16 protein-coding genes are annotated in these 17,998 nt (G+C 68.8%); 9 read left to right on the forward strand and 7 right to left on the reverse strand.

The annotated features are described in order from the left end of the window. The first annotated feature begins 7 nt into the window (after nt 1-7). On the forward strand, nt 8-2,044 hold the full coding sequence (locus VTA80_RS14185) for a DUF6541 family protein (RefSeq protein ID WP_407345778.1): 2,037 nt from the start codon (nt 8-10) through the stop codon (nt 2,042-2,044). Nucleotides 2,045-2,054: 10 nt separating this feature from the next. Here VTA80_RS14185 and VTA80_RS14190 read toward each other — a convergent pair whose 3' ends face one another. The 4 genes from VTA80_RS14190 to VTA80_RS14205 form a co-directional block, all read right to left on the reverse strand. Beyond that, on the reverse strand, nt 2,055-4,127 hold the full coding sequence (locus tag VTA80_RS14190; protein WP_407341744.1) for a hypothetical protein: 2,073 nt from the start codon (nt 4,125-4,127) through the stop codon (nt 2,055-2,057). After that, complete coding sequence (locus tag VTA80_RS14195; RefSeq protein WP_407341745.1) at nt 4,127-4,420, reverse strand: hypothetical protein; 294 nt, start codon at nt 4,418-4,420, stop codon at nt 4,127-4,129. Before VTA80_RS14195 ends, VTA80_RS14190 begins: the two co-directional genes overlap by 1 nt. 392 nt (nt 4,421-4,812) lie before the next feature. Continuing rightward, complete coding sequence (gene lhgO / locus VTA80_RS14200; RefSeq protein ID WP_407341746.1) at nt 4,813-6,117, reverse strand: L-2-hydroxyglutarate oxidase; 1,305 nt, start codon at nt 6,115-6,117, stop codon at nt 4,813-4,815. 22 nt (nt 6,118-6,139) lie between these two features. Beyond that, nucleotides 6,140-7,480, reverse strand: a complete 1,341-nt coding sequence (locus tag VTA80_RS14205) for a hypothetical protein (protein WP_407341747.1) — start codon at nt 7,478-7,480, stop codon at nt 6,140-6,142. Between the two features lie 96 nt (nt 7,481-7,576). Here VTA80_RS14205 and VTA80_RS14210 point away from each other — a divergent pair, with 96 nt between their 5' ends. Genes VTA80_RS14210 through VTA80_RS14225 form a run of 4 tightly spaced genes read left to right on the forward strand, consistent with a single transcriptional unit; the run spans nt 7,577 to nt 11,336 of the window. Beyond that, nucleotides 7,577-8,716 carry a DegT/DnrJ/EryC1/StrS family aminotransferase gene (locus tag VTA80_RS14210; protein ID WP_407341748.1) on the forward strand — a complete coding sequence of 380 codons (1,140 nt, stop codon included), beginning with the start codon at nt 7,577-7,579 and terminating at the stop codon, nt 8,714-8,716. A gap of 33 nt (nt 8,717-8,749) precedes the next feature. Next, nucleotides 8,750-9,682, forward strand: coding sequence for an NAD-dependent epimerase/dehydratase family protein (locus tag VTA80_RS14215; RefSeq protein WP_407341749.1), 933 nt, complete (start codon nt 8,750-8,752; stop codon nt 9,680-9,682). Further along, on the forward strand, nt 9,682-10,143 hold the full coding sequence (locus tag VTA80_RS14220; RefSeq protein ID WP_407341750.1) for an acyltransferase: 462 nt from the start codon (nt 9,682-9,684) through the stop codon (nt 10,141-10,143). The genes VTA80_RS14215 and VTA80_RS14220 overlap by 1 nt, the downstream gene beginning before the upstream one ends. Then, entirely contained in the window at nt 10,140-11,336 is a 1,197-nt protein-coding gene (locus VTA80_RS14225) for a glycosyltransferase family 4 protein (protein ID WP_407341751.1), read from the forward strand. Before VTA80_RS14220 ends, VTA80_RS14225 begins: the two co-directional genes overlap by 4 nt. Here the strand turns inward: VTA80_RS14225 and VTA80_RS14230 are convergent. Next, nucleotides 11,317-12,285 carry a Gfo/Idh/MocA family protein gene (locus tag VTA80_RS14230; RefSeq protein ID WP_407341752.1) on the reverse strand — a complete coding sequence of 323 codons (969 nt, stop codon included), beginning with the start codon at nt 12,283-12,285 and terminating at the stop codon, nt 11,317-11,319. The two genes, VTA80_RS14225 and VTA80_RS14230, sit on opposite strands and share 20 nt — an antisense overlap. A gap of 2 nt (nt 12,286-12,287) precedes the next feature. Continuing rightward, nucleotides 12,288-13,388, reverse strand: coding sequence for a DegT/DnrJ/EryC1/StrS family aminotransferase (locus VTA80_RS14235; RefSeq protein WP_407341753.1), 1,101 nt, complete (start codon nt 13,386-13,388; stop codon nt 12,288-12,290). Between the two features lie 130 nt (nt 13,389-13,518). Here VTA80_RS14235 and VTA80_RS14240 point away from each other — a divergent pair, with 130 nt between their 5' ends. Together VTA80_RS14240 and VTA80_RS14245 are read left to right on the forward strand one after the other, a co-directional pair. Continuing rightward, nucleotides 13,519-14,220, forward strand: coding sequence for a UDP-N-acetylglucosamine acyltransferase (locus VTA80_RS14240; protein ID WP_407341754.1), 702 nt, complete (start codon nt 13,519-13,521; stop codon nt 14,218-14,220). Nucleotides 14,221-14,311: 91 nt separating this feature from the next. Next, nucleotides 14,312-15,325: a lysylphosphatidylglycerol synthase domain-containing protein gene (locus VTA80_RS14245; RefSeq protein WP_407341755.1), complete on the forward strand. Its 1,014-nt coding sequence runs from the start codon at nt 14,312-14,314 to the stop codon at nt 15,323-15,325. Between the two features lie 43 nt (nt 15,326-15,368). Here the strand turns inward: VTA80_RS14245 and VTA80_RS14250 are convergent, their stop codons facing one another. Next, nucleotides 15,369-15,983 (reverse strand): dTDP-4-dehydrorhamnose 3,5-epimerase family protein, encoded by a 615-nt coding sequence (locus tag VTA80_RS14250; protein WP_407341756.1) that lies wholly within the window; start codon nt 15,981-15,983, stop codon nt 15,369-15,371. 90 nt (nt 15,984-16,073) lie between these two features. On the opposite strand from VTA80_RS14250, the gene rfbD reads away from it, so the two are divergent. Both rfbD and VTA80_RS14260 read left to right on the forward strand, forming a co-directional pair. Continuing rightward, nucleotides 16,074-16,928 carry a dTDP-4-dehydrorhamnose reductase gene (gene rfbD, locus VTA80_RS14255; protein WP_407341757.1) on the forward strand — a complete coding sequence of 285 codons (855 nt, stop codon included), beginning with the start codon at nt 16,074-16,076 and terminating at the stop codon, nt 16,926-16,928. A 356-nt stretch (nt 16,929-17,284) separates the two neighbouring features. Continuing rightward, the gene (locus VTA80_RS14260; protein WP_407341758.1) at nt 17,285-17,998 is read left to right on the forward strand and encodes a hypothetical protein; all 714 of its coding nucleotides are present in this window, start codon (nt 17,285-17,287) and stop codon (nt 17,996-17,998) included.

Consider the following 17,998-nt stretch of genomic DNA (forward strand, 5'->3'; position numbering starts at 1 on the left):
CGTGAACATGACGCAGGCCGTTGCGGCAGCCGCCTGGGTCCTCATGTTGTTCGGCCCCGGGGTCGCGCTCGTGCGGCTCCTCGCGCGCTCCCACGGCTGGTGGTGGGCGCTGGGGGTCGGTCCGCCGGTGAGCTTCGGGCTACTGAGCCTGGTGAGCCACGTGGCGGCGAGCTTGGGCGTGGATCCGTCCTCGGCCGGGGCGGTGGTCCTCGGGGTGCTGTGCCTCTTCGGTGCGGGGCTCGCAGGTCGCGACCTGCTCGATGTCCGGGCCGGTTGGTCGGCGCGGCACGCCCGGACGTCCGACGATCGGGTGGTTTCCGTCGGGGGATCGGAGCTCCTGCTGGTGCTCGCACTGGGCAGCGGGTTCGCCCTGTGGGTGGCCTTCCAGGCTCCGATGCTCGTGCCGGCGGGCTGGGATGCCATGCATCACGGCTTCTTCATACGGCAGATCCTCGATTTCCACACGCTCGACACAGCCATCGTGCTGTCGTCTGACGTGTCGAGCGCGGATGCGGCCGGCAGCTTCTACCCGTTGGGGTTCGACGTCGCCGTCGCCAGCCTCCAACGGGTGACGGGGCTGTCGGTTTCCCAGCTCATGCTCGCGTCGACCGTGGTGGCGGGCGCGATGGTGCTCCCGGTCGGAACGTTCGCGCTCGCGCGGCACCTGGGTGGCCCGCGCGTCCTCGTCCCGGGCTTCGCCGCCCTCGCGTGCCTTCTGGTTCCCGGTCTGTACGGCATCGAGCAGTCGGGGCGGCTCAACGCACTGGTCGGGCTGGCGCTCATCCCCGGGACTGCGTTGGCTCTGGCTCCCTTTGCCTTGCGCCGGGACCCGGCGGCACGGTGCCCGGGCGCCTGGCGACCTTCGTGGCGGGCACTTCCCCTGGCGGTGCTGGCCGTGATCGGGATCGCTACGGTGCACACGTCGGAGCTCCCAACCGCCTTGGTGCTCGTGGGGACCTCGGCACTGGTCCTTGCAGTGCAGGACCGTGCAGGCCGAGGATTCGTGCGGTGGTTCGTCTGGGCGGGCGCTACCGGGGTGGCGGCGGCCGCGCTGCTCGTGCTGGCCGACCCCGCGTTGCTGGGATCCGCCGGTGAACGGTCCGGCGCCCTCGTGACGATGACGTCGGGTGCGTGGTCGGCCGCGCGTGCGATCCGGGCGGCCCTGTCGATCAGCGGCGCGGGTGGGGTCGGGGCAGCGATCGACGTCGTCGGGGTCCTCGTGGTCATCGGAGGGGTGCTCACCCTCGGTTCGCGGTGGCGGCGCTTCCTCGGGCCGACGCTCGCCTACGGGATCTTCTTCGTCGCGTACGTCGCCCTGACAACCGGTCAGGGGACGTGGATCGGCGTGCTCACCACGCCGTGGTACCGGGAGTCAGCGCGGCTCTCGTGGAACCTTTTCGTCCTTGGTGCCATCCCTGTCGGCGTCGCCGCGGCGGCGGTGGCCGGTGTTCTACGGACGTTGGTGGCGCGGGTTCAGCACACGTGGGCCGTCGATGGGGTGGCGCTGGTGTGCGGGGCCCTCCTCTTGGCGGTCGGTCTGCCCCCGGTCGGTCCGATGGGGATCCAGGTAGCCGACCGGGCGAGCCCCGTCGACGCAGATTCCCAGAAGGCCTTCGACTTCCTGGCCGCGCAGGTGCCCGCGGGAGCTCGGGTGCTCGACGACTTGCGGGTGGACGGCGCGATGTGGATGTACGCCGACCGCCGGGTCCCGACCCTGTTCGGCAATGCGCCGTATCTCGGTGGAGCGCCGGACAGCTGGAAGGAGCGGCTCTGGCTGCGCGACAACCTTGCGGTCGCGGCGGACGACCCGTGCGTCCCGGCTTTGCTGGCGAAATACCGGGTCAGTCACGTCTACTTCGGCGAGCGGGGCATCTCGGACGGAACCAGGCACTTCACGCTGGAGGGGCTTCGTGGGAGTGCGTTGCTCACGGAGGAGTTCACATCGGGCTCAGCCCATGTTTTTCGGGTGGAGCCCGGCGCGAACCCCCCGAGTTGTGATCGGGACGTGGCGTCGTCGATCCCGTGGGACGACAACGGTCAGTAGGAGCCGCGGGTCACGGCACCAGGAACGATCGGCACAACAGCTGGGCATTGGCCCCACCGGACGAGTTGATCCCATAGGCGCACATGGCATGCGTCCCCGCTGCGAGCGGCGTGGTGTAGGAGAACCCGTGCCGATCGCCATGGCCGAACGCGGCGGCGACGTCGGGCCGGGACTGGTCTGCCGGGATCGCTACCCCGGTCCCGTCGATGTAGATGTGCGCCGCGATGGGGTCGCTCGTGTCCGGGTCGAGCGTCCAGCCCCAGATCGACACGGCGCCCGGCGTCGCGGTCACGGCGTCGACGCTCCCGATCGGGGTTGAGTCCCGCACCACGAAGTTGCTGCAGTTGAGCATCGTATGGGCGCCGGGGCCGGTGTTGATCGCGTAGACACAGATGCTGTGCGCGCCGGCTCCGAGAGTTCGGGTCGAGGAGAACCCGTGCTTGTCGCCGTGGCCGAACGCCGCGGCCACGTCCGGGCGGGACTGGTCCGCCTTGGCGACGACCATGGTCCCGTCGATGTAGACGTGGACGTCAGTCGGGTCGTTCGTGTCGGGGTCGATCGTCCAGCCCCAGACCGTCACGCCGGTGCTCGACGGCACGATCGAGTCGACCGAGCCGAACGGCGCTGTAAGCGGGACGTTGACGTACACCGTGCGGCAGCTCAGGAGGGTGTTCGGCCCTGCGACGGTGTTGATCCCGTACACGCAGAGATCGTGCCGGCCCGGGGTCGCCTGCGCGGTGTACGTGAAGCCGTGCCGGTCGCCGTGGCCGTATGCGGCCGCGATATCGGGGCGGGAAAGGTCCGCCTGGAGAGCGACCCCGACCCCATCGATGTACACGTGCGCCTGGTTGGAGGCCCAGGTGTCGGGGTCGAGCGTCCACCCGGAAATTGTGATCGACGAAGCGGTGGTAGTGACCGCGTCGACGACCCCGATCGGCGCAGAGTCGGGCACGACGACGGTGCTGCAGTCGAGCAGCGTGTTCGGACCCGCGTCGGCGCTGATCGCGAACGTGCAGACGGCGTGCGACCCCGGGCTCGCGGGTGCGGTCACGGTGAAGCCGTGCTTGTCGCCGCGACCGAAGATCGACGCGATATCGGGCCGGGAGAGGTCGGCGAGCACGGGGTAACCGATGCCGTCGACGTAGACGTGCGCCTGGACGGAGGCCCAGGTGTCGGGGTCGAGCGCCCAGCCCTGCACGGTGATGGACGTGTTCGTCGCGGTGCGGGCGTCCACGGCGCCGATCGGCGGCGCGCCGTTGGGCGCACCGAACCAGTCGGTGTAGTACGCGAAGAAGTTGCGGTTGCCGTACGCCGAGCAGGCGTCGCCGGAGCCGTAGCCCGCCGCGAGGGCGGCGGCATTGGGCTGGTACGGGGTGTAGTTGTACAGGCTTGCGGTTGCCTGGTTGCGGATAAGTACACCTGACGAGCCGCAGGCTGCGTTCGGGTGGTACGCGATCGTGTTCACAACCCCGACCTGGCGCTGCCACGCCTGAGGACGGACGGCGTAGTTCCGCAGCGCCCACGCGGCCTTGTAGACCTGGTTGAAGAACCAGTAGTACTGGGCGTCGCACGGCGCGGTGTCCGGGCAGCCGTAACCCATGGCTTTCTGGTAGTTGCTGGCGGTGACGGTTGACCGGGTCACCAGGCTCTGCTCCTTCTGGAGCGTCACCAGGATCACGCGTGGGTTGATCCCGCACGCCTGCGCTACGCCGACAATGACCTGCGCGGCCGACAGGCCCGCCTGGGCGACGTAACCGCCCGGGCACTGGGCATCGGCGACGCGGTCGTAGCTGTCGGCCCGGACTGCCTTGAGGCACGGGATCCCGTCGGCTGAGGTGCGGCATGCCGCACCTTTCGCATCGAGGAACGCCTGGACGTCCGCGACGCTCATCGAGCCGGAGTCGTACATGTTCAGGTCGCTGATGATGTAGCCAGGATCGAATGCGGCGAGGTTCGCCGACACCGCGGTCGCGCTCGAGGCCGCGACGAGGGAGAGCCCTCCGAGGAGCAGCAGGGCGAGGGTGGCGGCGATGCTGCGTCGACGCGAGCCGTCGCGGTCGCGTCGACGAGTAGGCAGGCGCATCAGGGGACCTCGATGTCTAGGGCGGCGGATGTTCCTGCGGAGGTGACGGAGGCATAGCTGACGGTGGCGGACCAGGTACCGCTGCTGAGCGAGGCGCCGCTCACGGAGAGGTCGCCGCAGCCCGTGATGGCGGCATCCGCGCTCGCGTTCGCCTGGGCGGTGACGATTTTGGACCCCTTGGTGAGCTTCAGCGTGCAGCTGCCGCCCTCTTCGACGACGCCCTCGACGAAGGCTCCCACCTCGACCGCCGCACTGCTGGCGTTCCAGCCGCTGTTCGGGACGCGGACATTCACCGCCGCCAGGCCGGACGCGGGATCAGTCGTCGGATCGGGCGCAGGAGCTGGATCGGTCGGATCCGCCGGATCAGCCGCGGTCGGCTTGTCGCCGGGGGTCGCCGACGCAGTCGGAGCCGGCGAGTCGTTTGTCGCCGCCACGGTCGGCCCGCCGGACGCCCGCCCTGACGGGTCGCCGGACGGAGCAGCGGTGCACGCGGCCAGCGTGCAGCCCAAGGCTGCCGCGAGCGTGACCGCTCGGAGTCCGCGTCGACCGGGGGTTTGCATGGAGGACCTCTGGCGCTGAGTGGGCAAAGATTGAATTCAATCTTAGGCGCTCGAACGGGAATCCGGAAGAAACCTGCGCAACCCGCCGAAGAATGTCCGAACTGCGGGAGATTGTGTTAATCGCTTTATGCAAGCACGACATCGAGCTCGTCGACGATGTGGCGCGCGATCTCGAGCGAAGCCGTCGCGGCGGGCGACGGTGCGTTGAGCACGTGCACCTGGCGGGCGGACCGCTGCACGAGGAAGTCGTCGACGAGAGTGCCGTCGCGGCGGATCGCCTGGGCGCGCACCCCCGCCGGTGCCGGAATGAGGTCGGCGCGGACGATCTCGGGAACGAGTTCGGCGAGGCTTGCGGCGAACAGTCGCCGGGAGAACGACCGGAACACCTCGTGCGCACCGGGGACGAGGTTGCGCGCTCCGAGCCGCCACAGACCCGGCCAGGCGAGCGAGCCGAGAATGTCGCGGGGAACGATGTCGAGCTTGTGATAGCCCTCTCGTGCCAGGGCCAGCACTGCGTTCGGACCCGCGTGGACCGATCCGTCCATCATTCGGGTGAGGTGCACACCGAGGAAGGGGAAACGGGGATCAGGAACCGGGTAGATGAGTCCGCGCACGAGGTCTGCCGCATGGGGTGCCAGCTCGAAATACTCGCCACGGAAGGGCACGATCCGTGCGTCGGGCTCGAGTCCCGATGCCGCGGCCACCCGGTCGCTGAACAATCCGGCGCAGTTGACGAAGCCGTCGGCGCGAACCACCCCGCGTGACGTCTCGATGTCGACACGGGCGCCGGACGTGCGGGCGCCGAGGACCTCCGATCCGAAGCGGACCTCGCCGTCATGCTCGGTAACCGAGCGAGCGAGCGCGCGGCACACCTGCGAGTAGTCGATCGTTCCGGTCGACTCCACCCGGAGGGCTTCGACGGCGCGGACGTGGGGCTCGAACTCAGCCGCATGCTTCGTGTCCAGCAGCCGGGCATCGATCCCGTGCTCGACGGCGCGGTCGGCGAGCTTGTGCAGGCCAGCGACCTGGCTCTCGTTCGTTGCGACGACGAGCTTGCCGCACCGACGCGTCTCGATGCCGTTCTCTTCGGCGAACTTCGTCATGGAGACAGCGCCGGCTCGGCTCATCTTGGCTTTGAGGCTCCCCGGCGCGTAGTAGAGGCCCGAGTGGATCACCCCGGAGTTGCGGCCGGTCTGATGGAGAGCGACGGCCTGCTCCTTCTCGAGGACGACGACCTCGTCGCCCCGCTCCGCAAGTCGAGCCGCAACTGCAAGGCCAACGATTCCGGTACCAACGACAGCGATTCGGGACACGAGCACTCCGAGCAGAAGACGGCGTGCCGTCCCCGGATCGGGATGGCGCGGACCTCGAAGGGCCGTCTCCAGTCTAGGAGCCGCACAGCGAGCGACCGGGACTGAAGGCCCGCGCACCGCGCCAGCGGTGAGGAGACGGCTAGGAACCGGCAAGCAGGGGCGGCTGGTACCACGCGAGCCACAGGCAGGTGACGGTGAGGACCGCGAGGGTGATCTGGAGCGCTCGATGGCGGAACTGGGCGGCGGCGAGCGCAACCGCGAGCGGGATCAGCGAGAGCCCGTACCTGCCCTGCGTGGGCACGTAGTAGCTGGTCACCACGAAGTTCATCAGCGTGAGCGCGACCGGTGCCAGGACGGCAGCGGCCAGGAGCCCGATGGCCAGCTGGCGGTGCACCACCGGTGCGCTCCGGCGGAAGACCAGCCAGGTCGCGGTACCGAACACGGCCACCGAGAGCATCACCGCAAACCCGCGCGCGACCCCGTAGCCCCACGGTTGCACGAACGCGGCGACGTTCTCCAGCACCTGCGCCGGTGTGAGGTGGTCGACCACCGCCCAGGCGTACGGCTCGACGTCGGACGACCTCGTCAGCCGCCGGACCACGACCCACGCGAGGGTGGCAAGCACGCTTGTGGCGCCGATGTTGGCCATGTCCCACAAGCGCCGTCGCGGACGCGGCCCTCCGTCCGCAGTCGACCAGGCGTAGGCCGCGAGGAACGCAGCGGCCGCGGCCATCACGACGACGAGGTTGGTCAGCTTCACGGTGGCGGCAAGCAGCCCGGCGAGCGTCACGAGCCACCACCCCACGCGGTCGCGCAACCGGGCAGCCACGACGAGCGCGACGACCGCACCGACGAGCGCCCCGGTCGAGTGCGGGGTGACGTACTGGAACTGGATGTTGGTCACGGAGAGCCACAGAACGGTGAGCCCGGCCGCCGCGGCCGGCACGATGCTCGCCCCGAGCTGTCGGGCCAGGAAGAAGATCGCAGTCATCGTCAGCGAGCACCACAGGATGCCGAGCATGCGGGCGGCGGTGATCATGTTGCGGGTGGCACCGAGGTCGAACGGGATGTGCGCCAGGATGGCGACGCTCCAGTGGTAGACCGGCGGGTCGATGTCCGCGGTGTTGTAGAACACCACGTCCGAGTGCGACCCCGCGCACACCTTCGCGTTCGGGATCAGCGCCGACTCGGTGACGCCGCGACAGCCGAGCTCCTGCAGGGTCTCGGGGTCGAGCGTGTCGCCCTGGTGCAGCACCCACTGGCCGTTCTGGATCCGGACCAGGGTGTCGATGTAGGACAGCTCGTCCTGGGGGCTGATGCCTGGGGTGTCCTTGATCCGGTCGACGAGGAACGGGGCGCAGATCAACAAGGAGCACCCCAGCACGATCACGAACTGCACGAAGGGGCTCGTCAGGAAGCGGCGCAGAAGCGGTGTGCTGCTCTCAGCCTGGGTCGCCGGGCTGGCGAGGTCGTTCTGCATCGGGTTCCTAGCTGTAGGGAGGACCTCGTGATGATAGCGGTGGCCCGGCCGGCATCGAGTCCCGCCTATGATGTCCTCGCCACCCAAGGGAGATGTATGTCTGACGTCGTTGCGCTCGGCCAGCCCACTGTCGGTACGGAAGAGCTGGAGGCCATCGCGGGCGTGTTCGCCTCCGGTTGGCTCTCGGGAGCTGGTCCATCGTGCAAGGCGTTCGAGGAGCAGTTCGCCGAGGCCATGGGTACGGAGCACGCCCTGGCGACCTCCAACTGTGGCGCTGCGCTCCACCTCGGTCTCGAGGTGCTCGGTGCCGGCGTCGGCGATGAGGTCATCGTCGGTGACTACACCTTCCCCGCGACCGGGCACTCGGTGGTGTGGACGGGTGCGACCCCTGTGTTCGCCGACGTCCGCCCGGACATCTGGAGCGTCGACCCGGCCGCGGTCGAGGCTGCGATTACGCCCCGCACGGTCGGCATCCTCGCCGTGGATGTCTTCGGGCAGCCCGCGGACTACGACGAGCTGCGCGCGATCGCTGATCGGCACGGTCTGTGGGTCATGGAGGACGCAGCGTGCTCCGCCGGCGCCACCTACAAGGGCCGTCCGGCCGGAAGCCTGGCCGACGTGGCCACCTTCAGCTTCCACGGACGTAAGGGCATCACTGCGGGCGAGGGCGGGGCACTGACCACCGACCGCAAGGACCTCGCCGATCATGCCCGCAAGCTCCACACCTATGGGATCGAGCCGGCACTCGCCCGGGCCGCCTCCACCGATCTGCCGGTGCCGTCCTTCAACGAGGCCGGCTACAACTACCGTCTCTCGGACATCTCGGCAGCAATCATGTCGGTCCAGCTCAAGCGCCTCTCGGTGCTGCTCGCGGCTCGCCGCCGTGCCGCTGCGGGGTACCGCGAGCTGCTGGACGACCTCGAGCTCCTGACCCTGCCTGCAGAGGCCCCTGACCGCGAGCACCCGTGGCAGTCGTATGTGCTGACCCTCGACCCGACGGTCAATCGCGGCGCCGTCGCGAAGGAGCTGCGCGCGCAGGGCATCCAGTGCAACTTCGGGACCTATGCCTCTCACCTCCAGCCCATCTACGGCCTGAAGCAGCACTGCCCCGTCTCGGCCGACCTGTTCGCCCGGCACCTCGCCATCCCCATGCACGCCAATCTCACCGACGCCCAGGTGGCGCGGGTCGCAGCAGCGGTCCGCACCGTCGTGTCCGCATCGACCAACCGCCGCTGAGCGGCGAACCACCAACTCAAGGAGTACGCCGTCATGGCCCCCAAGAAGACCGTCTTTATCACCGGTGGAGCAGGTTTCATCGGTCTGCACGTCGTCCCGATGCTGCTCGAGCGCGACTACAAGGTGCGCATCTTCGACAACATGTTCCGCGGTGACCGGGACGCGGTGGCGAAACTCGCCGAGACCGGCGACGTCGAGCTCATCGACCAGGACGTCCGTTACGGCGGAGCCGTCCACCAGGCGATGAAGGGCTGCAGCCACGTCATCCACCTCGCAGCTGTTTCGATCAACAAGAGCCAGTCGGACCCCTATGAGTCCATGGACATCAACATGATCGGCAACCACAACGTGTTCGCCGCCGCGGCCGACCACGATGTCGAGCGCCTGGTGTTCGCGTCGAGCGCCTCGGTGTACGGCGACCCGAAGAAGCTCCCGATGCACGAGGACGACGAGCTCTCGCCGCTCACCCCGTACTGCATCTCCAAGCGCGCCGGCGAGGACCTGCTCGGCTACTACGAGCGCCGCGCCAACCTCTCCTGGATCGCCCTGCGGTTCTTCAACGTGTACGGCCCGGGCCAGAAGACGACCGCTTACTACACCTCGGTCATCAACCACTTCGTCAACCGCCTGAAGAACGGCGATGCGCCGGTCATTGACGGCAAGGGTGAGCAGTCGATGGACTTCATCCACGTCCACGACATCGCGCGCGCCATCGTGCTCGCGCTCACGGCCGAGAAGGCGAACATGCCGATCAACGTCGGCACCGGCATCGACACCACGATCGCGGACCTCGCGCGCATCCTCATCGAGGCCGTGGGCGCCGACGTCGAGCCGATCTTCAAGCCCCGCGACGTCCTGGTCAGCCGCCGCGCCGCTGACGTGACCCGCGCCAAGGAGATCCTCGGCTTCGAGCCGACGATCGAGGTGCACGCCGGCATGACGGACCTCATCAAGATCGGCGGCTGATGGCGACCCGCCCGCCGGGGACTCTGCCGCCGAACCCTTTCCACGAGCACGCGTGGATCGTCGGCGAGCCCTCGATCGGGGCGGGCACCTGGATCGGTGCGTTCACCGTGGTGGACGGGTCGGGCGGCCTGACCATCGGCGCCGGCTGCGACATCAGCGCCGGCGTGCAGATCTACACGCATTCGAGCGCCAAGCGGTGCGTGTCCGGCCGGCGGTACGCCGAGGTCGACCGTGCCCCGGTCGTGATCGGCGACCGCGTGTTCGTCGGCGCGGGCGCCGTCGTGATGATGGGGGTGACGATCGGCGACGAGGCGGTGATCTCGGCCGGTGCGGTGGTCACCCGGGATGTGGCTTCACGGACCGTCGTGGCAGGGGTACCGGCCCGGGTGATGTCGACCATCGAGTTCGCGGCCGACGGCACCCCCACGTTCGTCCCGGTGACAACGCAGGGGAACGCATGAGGATCGTCGTCGTCAACAACTTCTTCCCGCCGCGGACCGGGGGGAGCTCGCACCTGTCGGACTCGCTGGCGCGCGGCTACGCTGCCCGTGGGCACGACGTGCTCGTGGTCACGGCGCAGTATGGGGACGCGCCCGCCCGCGAGGAGCGCGACGGCCTGACGATCGTGCGGCTGCCGTCGTTCTCGTTGCCCGAGACCCGGTTCGCGGTGAGCTTCGACATCTCGTTCGCCAGCCGGCCGAGCCTCTGGTCGCACCTTGCCGGGATCCTCGACGAGTTCCGTCCGGACGTGATCCACCAGCACGGTCAGTTCTTCGACCTGACCTGGGCCACCGGGCTGTACGCCCGCAAGCGCGGCGTGCCGGCCCTGCTGAGCGTGCACACCCGGCTCGAGAACCCCAAGGCGCATTACCACGGCGTCTTCCGCGGGCTCGACGCGGTGATGGTGGCGCCGGCGCTCCGGATCTATCGGCCGCGGATCGTCGTCATGGACGTCCTGATGGACGAGTACATCAAGGCCCGCTACCGAGGGTGCTACTCGGGGCTCGACTACATCCCGGTGGGGGTCGATCCTGCCTGGACCGCCGGGGGGGACGCTGCGGCCGCTCGGCGCGATCTAGGACTGGCCGACGACGTTCCGCTCGTGCTGTCGCTCGGGCACGTGATCCCGCTCCGCGACCGGGTCGCTCTCGTCGAGGCGATGCCGGCCGTGCTCCGGGAGTTCCCCACCGCAAAGCTCGTCGTGGTGGGCAAGGTCTACTACGACCTGTTCGAGAAGCGTGCCGAGGAGCTGGGCGTCAAGGGATCGGTGCTCTCCGTGGGCGCCATCCCCAAGTCCCGGGTGCCGGACTACCTTGCTGCCGCCGACGTCGAGTCGCACGAGCAGGGCATCGGTCTGGGCACGGCCACGCTCGAGGCCATGGCGGCTGGCCTTCCGGTCGTCGCCGCGGGGCGCGAGGACAACTTCCCGACGATCGGCCTGCGCAACCGCGACCAGCTCTGGTTCACGCCGGTCGGCGACACAGCCGCGCTCGGCAAGGCCTTGTGCGAAGTGCTGCAGGACCGCACGGTGGCGCACGAGGTCGGGGTGCGTGCCAGTGCGGTCGTGAACGAGTCGTTCTCGATGGAGCATGTGCTCGACCAGCACCTTGCGGTGCTGGCCGAGCAGGTGAGGCTCAGGCCGAAGCGGCGCTGACGGCCTTCACCTGGGCGACCACGCGGTGGGACGGCAGGATGCTGGCCCGCTCCGCGTCGGCGTCGACGGTGCCGGCCAGGACCTGCAGGAACCGGTCCAGCTGCGCGGCTAGCGGCTCCTGCGAGGTGACCAGCTCGGGGATCTCGATGATCGTCTGCTGGCGGTAGCCGCGCCCGTCGTCGCTCGCGGCCTCGCCGGAGACGTGCTTGTAGACGGTCACGTCGCGGCGGAGCAGGTCGACCTCGATCATGCGGTCGAGCTCGTGGATCGTCAGCGAGCGCACCTTGTTCTGACCGAGCCGGCTTGCCGAGATGGACGCCAAGGCGCCCGACTCGAACTTCAGCAGCGCGTCCACCATGTCCTCGGCGCCAGGCGCCGAGGACGGGTTGAAGTGGCCGACGACCGCGTCGATGCTCGCTACGTCCCCGTCGAGCACCTGGAGCGCGAGGTCGACGTCGTGCACCAGGAGGTCCCACGCGACGCCTGTGCGGATGCGGGGGACGTAGGGGGAGTGCCGCACACCGGTCACGTGGATCGGTTCGCGCACGACGCTCAGGGCAGTCAGCACGGCGGGGTTGTAGCGCTCGAGCAGCCCGCACATGATCGGCACCCTGCGCGCGGCAGACAGCTCGAGGATCTCGATGGTCTGCTCGAGGTGATCCGTGACGGGCTTCTCGACGAGCAGCGGAACCCCGGCCTCGAGCACCTGCTTGGCCAAGCCGAAGTGCGCCTCGGTCGCGGCCGCGATGATGACGGCGTCGATCCCGGCCAGCGAGCCGAGCTCGGGCCGCCAGGTCGCTCCGAAGCGATCGGCGAGGGCCTGGCCGTTCTCCTGCCGGGGGTCGACGATCACGGCGAGGTCCGCGCCGCTCGCCTGGGCGGTGACCCGCGCGTGCAGGGAGCCCATCGAGCCGGCACCCACGAGCAGGATCTGCGGGGAGTTGCTCATGGTCAGGCCCCCAGGATGGAACGGACAGCCGCGATGACCTCGGCGATGTCGTCGGCGCTGACCTTGGGATGCACCGGCAGCGAGACGACCTCGGAGACGATGCGGGCCGCGACGGGGACGTCGCTGATGCGAACGCCGGGGTGGTTGCGGTAGCAGTCGTAGTCGAAGACCAGGCTCGGGTAGTAGATGCCGTTGCCGATCCCGGCCTCGGTGAGCTTTGCGGTGAACTCGGCGCGGTCGACTGCGGCGTCCGGCGTGATCCGCACCGTGTACTGGTGCCACACGTGCGAGCGGCCCGGCAGGGAACGCGGCACGATCAGCCCGGGGATGCCCTCGAGGCCGGCGGTGAGCGCGGTCGCGTTGGCCTGGCGGGTCGCGACGGTCGTGGCGTACCGGTCGATCTGGGGGAGCGCGAGCGCCGCTTGCAGGTCGGTCATGCGGTAGTTGTGCCCGGCCATCTCGTACTGGTAACGCGCCCGCATGCCCTGGTTGCGCAGGACCCGGAGGCGGTCGGCGACGGCGTCGTCGTTCGTGGTGACGATGCCGCCCTCCCCGGTCGTGATGTTCTTGGTCCCGTAGAACGAGAAGCACCCGATGCCGAAGCTGCCGGCGGCACGGCCCTCGAACGTGGCACCGTGCGATTGCGCGGAGTCCTCGACCAGCGCGAGCCCGTGGCGGTCCGCGATCGACGTGAAGGCGCCCGCGTCGGCCGTCTGTCCGTAGAGGTGGACGGGCATGAGGACCTTGGTGCGCTCGTTGATCGCCTTCTCGGCGGCGATCGGGTCGAGGTTGAAGTCGTCCTCGCTGATGTCGGCGAAGGTGGCGGTGGCGCCAGCCTCGAGGATTGCGTTGAGAGTGGCCACGAACGTGAACGGGGTCGTGAGCACCTCGTCGCCCGGCTGCAGGTCCAGCACCTGCAGGGCTGCCACCAGCGCGATGGTTCCGTTGCTGACCGCGACTGCGTGGCGCACGCCGGTGAGCTCGGCGAATCGCCGCTCGAACTCGGCCACCACCGGACCCTGCGCGATCATGCCCGACCGCAGGACCTTGAGTACCTCGGCCTCGACCTCGGGGCCGAGGACGACGGAGGAGATGGGGATCACGGGAAAACCTCGTCTTTCGCTGGGAATTGGCGCGCTCGACGGTAGCAGCGTCGCGCCGGGGGTACGCCGGGACCGTCGGTCGAAGCTCCGGCGGTAGCCTGCTAGTCAGGCTGGGCTAAATCGGAGGACCATGAACACCATTCATCCCACGGCTGTCATCGGCAACGGTGTGGTTCTCGGCACTGGCAATGTTATCGGTCCGCACGCTGTGCTCTACGGACCGCTGGAGATCGGTGACGACAACTGGATCGGCCCCGGCGTGACCATCGGCACGCCTCCGGAGGTCCGAGGTGTCGAGCACGCCGCGCAGTGGAAGGCAGAGGTGGCCGGTGTCGGGGTTCGCATCGGGCACCGCAACGTGATCCGCGAGCAGACGCTCATCCATCAGGGCTGGAAGAAGCCCACGGTGGTCGGCAACGACTGCTTCATCATGAACAAGGTGTATGTCGCGCACGACACGGTCCTGGCCGACGGCGTCACGCTCGCCTCCACCGTGACCATGGGCGGCCACGTGCTGGTAGGCACCGGTGCGAACATCGGGCTCGGCACTGTCGTGCACCAGCGCCGGATCGTGGGCCCTGGCGCGATGGTCGGGATGGGATCGGTCGTCACCCGCGACGTCCCGCCGTTCGCGCTGGTCTATGGCAATCCCGCGCGGCTGCGCGGCACGAATGCGGTCGGCATGGCGCGGTTGGGGGTCGACGACGACGCGATCGCCTCGGTCCGCGCCGTCTATGCGGCAGGCCGGGTGCCGACCTCGGGGCTGGCGCCGACCGTGCTCAGCGAGCCGTTCGTGTGGTGGGAGCGTCACACGCAGGTGGTGGTGCCGTGATCGTGTACCTTCGTCCGAGCGTTCTGCCCGTGATGACCGGGGTGGTCCGCGCATCCGACGCCCGAGATTGCCGAGACTTTCGAGAAGGATCGTGACGACACCGACAACCGAGTCCGCCCCGACCGACGCAGTCGCGGGCGGTCGAAGCGCGCGTCGGGCGGTCCTGCTCGTGGTCGTGCGCTGGGCGCTGATCATCCTGGTGGTCGGCGCCGCGTCCTGGCAGGTGATCCGGCAGTGGGACGAGGTGCAGCAGGCGCTCGAGACCGTGCAGCCGCTCACCGCGATCGTGTCCTTCGGGTGCGTGATCCTTGGCCTGGTGGCCGGCACGCTGAGCTGGCAGACGCTGCTCGACGACATGGGACCCCGCGTCGGCGTCGTCAAGGGCGCCCAGGTGTGCCTGGTGGGGCAGCTGGGCAAGTACGTTCCCGGCTCGGTCTGGGCCTACCTGCTGCAGATGGAGCTGGGGCGCCGGTACGGCATCGCCCGGGCCCGGGTGTTCGCGGCGAGCCTGTTCGCGGCCGGGGTCGGGGTGGTCGCTTCGCTCTTGCTCGGGGTGGCCGCGCTGCCGGTGGTGCTCGACGGGAACCGTGAGCTGCTGTGGCTGTACCTGCTGCTCCCGCTGGGCCTGTTATGTCTGCACCCAAAGGTGATGACCTGGCTCGCGTCGCTCGTGTTTCGCGTCCTGCGCAAGCCACCGCTCGACCACACGTTGCGTCGCCGGGTGGTCGCGCGCTCGCTCGGCTGGGCGATGACCTCGTACGCGTTCTTCGGTCTCCACCTGTGGTTCCTGGCGAACGCCCTCGTCGACCCTGGCCCGTCGGTCGTGCTGCTCTGCATCGGCACGATCGCCATCGGGTTCACCGCCGGGCTGTTCGCCATATTCTTGCCGTCCGGCATCGGGGTGCGCGAGGCGGTCATCGTCGGGGCGCTCGCCACGGTGATGACGGTCGGACAGGCGACCGGGCTCGCGGTCGCGTCCCGCCTGATCTTCACGGTCGGCGACCTCACGATCGCGGGGATCGCGGCGTTGGTCGCGGTCATCGCGCGCCGTCGCGAGGAGGCCCAGGCGCGGGCCGCGGCGGGGCTGGCGGGCGACGTCGCCTGACGACGCGTCCGCCAGCCCGGCGGGGATGTCGGCTTCAGCGCAGTCAGCCCAGCGACCGGATGTACTCCTGGACGGCGTCGAACGTCGGCAGCAGTCCCTGCTCTCGCGCCTGCGCCAGTGTCGGTGCGATCAGGTCCTTGTCGGACAGTTGCGGGGTGAGCGCCCGACCGGCCCGGTCCGTCGTCGGCCACGCGATGGCCACCTCGGGGTCTAGGGGGTGGATGCCGTGCTCGCTGGTGGGGGAGTAGCCCGTCGAGCACAGGTACAGGACTGTCGAGTCGTCCTCGAGCGACATGAACGCGTGGCCTAGGCCCTCGGACAGGTAGATGGCGCGCCGGTCGACGTCGTCGAGCAGCACGGTGTCCCACTGCCCGAACGTCGGGGAGCCCACCCGGATGTCGACCGCGACGTCAAGCACGGCGCCCTTGGCGCAGGTGACGTACTTGGCCTGGCCGGGAGGCACGTCGGCGAAGTGGATGCCGCGAAGCACTCCTGCGGCCGAGACCGAGCAGTTCGACTGCTGCAGGTCGAACGGGTGGCCCAGCTTCTCGGCGAGCGCACCCGACTTGAACCACTCGAGAAACACCCCACGCGGGTCGCCGAACTGCTTCGGGGTGATCTCCCAGGCCCCGGGGACCTTGAGCTCGCGGAACTGCACAGTGATTCTCCTAGCGTTGCAGGCGGGTCGGGACAGCCTAACGGCGCGGCTACCCTTGACCGTTCGTCGACGTCGAAACGGGGAGTTGTTGTGCGCTGGTTGGTGACGGGTGCGGCGGGAATGCTCGGGCAGGATCTGGTCGGTGCGCTTCGCGCCCACGGCGAGGAGGTCACCGCAACCGACCGCCCGGAGCTGGACATCACCGACGCGGCGGCGGTCGATGCCGCGGTGGCCGGCTACGACGTCGTGGCGAACTGTGCCGCCTACACGGCGGTCGATGCCGCCGAGAAGAATGAGGGCGCCGCGTTCACGATCAACGCGGTCGGTCCTCAGATGCTCGCCCGCGCGGCCCAGACCCATGGCGCCCGCATGGTGCAGGTCTCGACCGACTACGTGTTCGACGGGACGGGCACGACGCCCTACCGCGAGGGCGCGCCACTCGCCCCCCGCTCGGCCTACGGCCGGACCAAGGGCGCCGGGGAGTGGGCCGTGCGCGCCGAGGCGCCCGACCACCTCATCGTGCGTACCGCCTGGCTCTATGGCGCTGGCGGCAGTTGCTTCCCGAAGACGATCGCGCGGGTGGCCGCCGAGCGTGGGGGCCTCGATGTGGTGGACGACCAATTCGGTCAGCCCACCTGGACCTCTGACCTCGCCGACCTGATCCTGCGACTCGTCGCCGCGAAGGCACCCAGCGGCACCTACCACGGCACGTCGTCCGGGGTCGCCTCCTGGCACGAGTTCGCGCAAGCCGCGGTCGCCGCGGCCGGTCTCGACCCGGCCATCGTGCACACCACCACGAGCGAGGCGTTCGTGCGGCCGGCACCTCGCCCGGCGTACTCCGTGCTTGGGCACGACGCGCTGACGGCGATCGGGATCGAGCCGATCGGGGACTGGGCGAGGCGTTGGGCCAAGGCCTCGCAACTGGTCATTCCCGAGCCCCACTAGTCCGGGGTCATATTCTTGTTTGGGGCGGGCGACCGTTACGCTTGCTTCGCAAGCATCAAGCCAGCCGGCGGTAGTACGCCTCAACAACTTGACCCTGGGGGTCTGTCGTGTCACCGAACGGCGTGAGTGTTGTCACTTCGCAGCCCTGGCCCGAGCGGACGCCGCTTCTTCGCGACGAAGTTCCTTTTGTCCAGGTTCAGAGTGTCCTGTACAACACTGCAGTTGCCGACCTTCGGCGTTCGGTCGAGAGCTTGGTGCGGGCCGCCGAGATATCGATGTCTGAGTCGGGTTCGGTTCGCGCCGTGACGCTTGCGATTGGTGATTCGTCCCCTTTGCGATGCTTGGAGGACGCCGACGTGGCAGCACTTCAGGAGCTTTGTAGCCCCTACGTGTTCCTGACTTACACATGGTTCGCGGCGAACCTCGGCTCGGCACGCGGGCACAACACGCTTGCGGAAGGCACAGAGGCGGACTTCATCTTCCTCACTAACCCTGACATCGTCGTCTCACCCCGCACGCTGGACTTCCTTCTTGAGCCCTTCCGCCGCACTGCGGTAGGGATGACAGAGGCGAAGCAGTTGCCGATAGAACATCCGAAGTCCTATGACCAAGCGACTGGAGAGACTTCCTGGGCGTCTGGAGCCTGCTCGCTAATCTCGGCCGCAGTATTCCGGGAACTGCAGGGGTATGACGCCGACTCGTTCTTCATGTACTGCGACGACGTCGATCTTGCTTGGCGGGTTCGCCAGTTAGGGCTGCGCATCGTCCATCAGCCTGCGGCGGCCGTCTTCCACGACAAGCGCGTTGGCACCGAGTTGACGATGCCTCCGTCAGATGCCGAGCACTACTACTCGGCCGAAGCCGCATTGATACTTGCCCACAAATGGTCGCGGCCCGATCTCGTCGAATCGACCCTTGCGGACTTCGATGCACACGGTCAGGACTATCACCGCGCAGCCGCAAATGCATTCCGGGAACGAAGGGACAACAACGCTCTCGCGACCCCGACCGATGAAGAGCACAAGGTCGGGCAATTTATCGGTGGCAACTACGCCGCGCACCGGTTCTGA

Source organism: Pengzhenrongella phosphoraccumulans, assembly GCF_045689905.1.
Taxonomy (GTDB): Bacteria; Actinomycetota; Actinomycetes; order Actinomycetales; family Cellulomonadaceae; genus Pengzhenrongella; species Pengzhenrongella phosphoraccumulans.